Annotated in this window: 2 protein-coding genes; both read left to right on the top strand. The window is 65.1% G+C overall.

The annotated features are described in order from the left end of the window. Positions 1-162 precede the first annotated feature (162 nt). The gene (locus tag AC1DSN_RS20920; RefSeq protein ID WP_477332641.1) at positions 163-2,328 is read left to right on the top strand and encodes a formylglycine-generating enzyme family protein; all 2,166 of its coding nucleotides are present in this window, start codon (positions 163-165) and stop codon (positions 2,326-2,328) included. Continuing rightward, on the top strand, positions 2,325-2,774 hold a 450-nt coding region (locus AC1DSN_RS20915), incomplete at its 3' end, for a beta-L-arabinofuranosidase domain-containing protein (protein ID WP_477332639.1). The genes AC1DSN_RS20920 and AC1DSN_RS20915, both read left to right, overlap by 4 nt.

Genomic DNA, 2,774 nt, shown 5'->3' with positions numbered 1-2,774 from the left:
GGCATCCACCACGTATACGATCGATCCGCACGAGCATCTGGTCGCCATCCTCATGCTCCAGCACCTGCCTCGCGACGACGGTCGCAAGGACCTGCCGCGCCTCGCGCGGCCGTTCTACGACCTCGTCTACCATGCTCTTCCATGACCCCCAGGTTTTCCGCCATGACCCAGTCCCCTGACGAGCACGATGAAACGGCTCGGGTAACCCACGAGTTCAAGTTCTCCCATGTGACCACCGGCCGTTATCTGCCGACCCCGGGCAAGGCGCCCGGCTGGCCCTTCGCCGAAATCGGTCACTGGAAGATGGACGTGGACGGTAGCGCGGACGACTGGATACGCGAGCTACGCGACTGGCGCCGCGAACATCTCACGCGCATCGGCTACGACGACGCCAACTATCGTCGGCCCGAGTTGCAGTGGGCTCAGCGCAATTTCGTCCACGCGCAGATGATGGTGGAGGATCGTTACTTCTACGACCCGGTGGCGGGGCGCTATACCGTCGATCGCTACCTGGACGACCTCGAAGCCCGCTTTGGCGGGATCGACAGCGTACTGATCTGGTTCGTCTACCCCAACATCGGGATCGACGATCGCAACAAGACCGATCTCGCGTTCGATCTCCCCGGTGGTCTGGATGGGCTACGCGTCGCCGTGGATGACTTCCACCGACGAGGGGTCCGCGTCTTCCTGCCCACGATGCCCTGGGACAACGGCACGCGTCCAGCCGACGAGAGCGACTGGGACGCGATGGCCAGGCTGGTCGCGGCGGTGGGTGCGGATGGCGTCAATGGCGATACTTACAACGGCGTGYCACGCGCGTTCTTCGACGCTTGCGACGCGGCGGGGCACCCCGTGGTGCTGCAGCCGGAGTCCACGATCAGCGCCGAAGAGCAGCTGATCTGGAACGTACAGAGCTGGGGCAAGAAGGCGCCGAACGAGGTCATTCCTCCCGTGGCGAAGTTCAAGTGGCTCGAGCCGCGCCACATGATCAACTACGAAAACCGGTGGGGACGCGACCGTAATCACGATCTGCAGTACATCTTCTTCAACGGCGTGGGTTACAACGCCTGGGAGAATGTCTGGGGCATCTGGAACGGGCTGACGCCGCGCGACGCCGAGTCGCTCCGTCGCATTGCCACCATCGAACGGCAGTTCGCACCAGCCATGGTGAGCATGGACTGGCGTCCCTACGAGCGCACCCTGCAGGCTGGCGTGTTCGCCAGTCGCTTTCCGACGGAGACATACACGCTGTGGACCGTGGTGAACCGCCAGGAATACGTGGTCGCCGGCGAGCAGCTTGCCGTGCCCCATGGCGAAGGCGCCCGCTACGTGGATGCCTGGAACGGCGTGGAGCTCTCACCGCGAATCCATGATGGCAAGGCGGTGCTGGCTTTCCTCCTGGAAGGTCGCGGCTTCGGCGCGGTGGTCGCGCTGTCTGCCGGTGCCTCCGTCGATGGCCTCGACGGCTTCCTGGCGACGATGCGCGAAGCGTCCATCACGCCTCTGGCCTCCTTGTCCTCGACGTGGCGAAGCCTGCCGCAAACGATGCGCCCCGTGGCGGCGACCGCGCGCGTTGCCACCGCGCCGGAAGGCATGCTGACCATTCCTGGGGGCCCGTTCGATTTCGTCGTGGGCGGTGTCGAGATCGAAGGGCAGACATGGGAAGGCAACGACGTGCAGTACCCGTGGGAGAGCAGCGCGCGTCGCGGACATCGCCGACACATGCAGATGGAGTCCTTCCACATTGACCGTACGCCCGTCACCAACGCACAGTACGCCGCCTTCCTCGACCACACCGATTGGCGTCCGCTCGACGCGCACAACTTCCTGCGTCACTGGGTGGACGGCAAGCCGCCAGCCGGCTGGGAGAGCAAGCCAGTGACGTGGGTGGGGATCGAGGATGCGCGTGCCTATGCGGCCTGGGCCGGCAAGCGCCTTCCGCACGAATGGGAATGGCAATATGCCGCGCAAGGTAACGACGGGCGTCGCTACCCGTGGGGCAACGACTGGCGCGAAGACTTCGTTCCGGCTGTGAATCGGGGCCGGCAACTGCGCGCTCCAGCGGATGTCGATGCTTTTCCGCAGGCAGCCAGCCCCTTCGGCGTGCTCGACCTGGTTGGCAACGTGTGGCAGTGGACCGACGAATTCCTCGACGAACATACGCGCGCTGCCGTGCTGCGTGGTGGAAGCAGCTACCAGCCGCAGACCTCGCACTGGTACTTTCCGCAGGCCTACCGTCTCGATCAGCACGGCAAGTACCTGCTCATGTCACCAGGCAAGGATCGCTCCGGCTGTGTCGGATTCCGTTGCGTGGTCGATGCCACGTGAGGGCGGTCACGCACTTCGATGGCCTGCTCGGCGAGGCGCTCGCGGCGAACCTCCAGGGCCGTCTGTCGCATTTCATCSTCGACGAGCACAGCCCTGCCATTGCCTTGTTCGCGCCCGAACGCCGTGCGCTGAACGAAGAGGGCGACTGGTACGGTGAGCATGCCGGCAAGTGGCTGGTGGCCGCATCGCGTGCCGCTGCCCGCAGCGGTGACGAGTCGCTCCGCCGTCGTGTGCTGCGCGTGGCCGACTATCTCGTTTCCGTGCAGGAGGCCGACGGCTACCTGGGCACGTACGCCCCGGGGCGTCGCTTCATGTACCAGCGGCCGCCGAAACCGGTGAGCTGGAACGGCGAGCCCAGCGTGCGTACCTGGGACATCTGGACGCACGCCTACCTGATGCTGGGTCTGTTGGAGGTGCATCGTCACTTTGGCGGCGCAAGCTATCTC

Source organism: Luteibacter sp. P4_D7_3 (assembly GCF_056401735.1).
The sequence above is the reverse complement of the archived record's forward strand: the minus strand, read 5'-3'. Positions and strand labels throughout refer to the sequence as shown.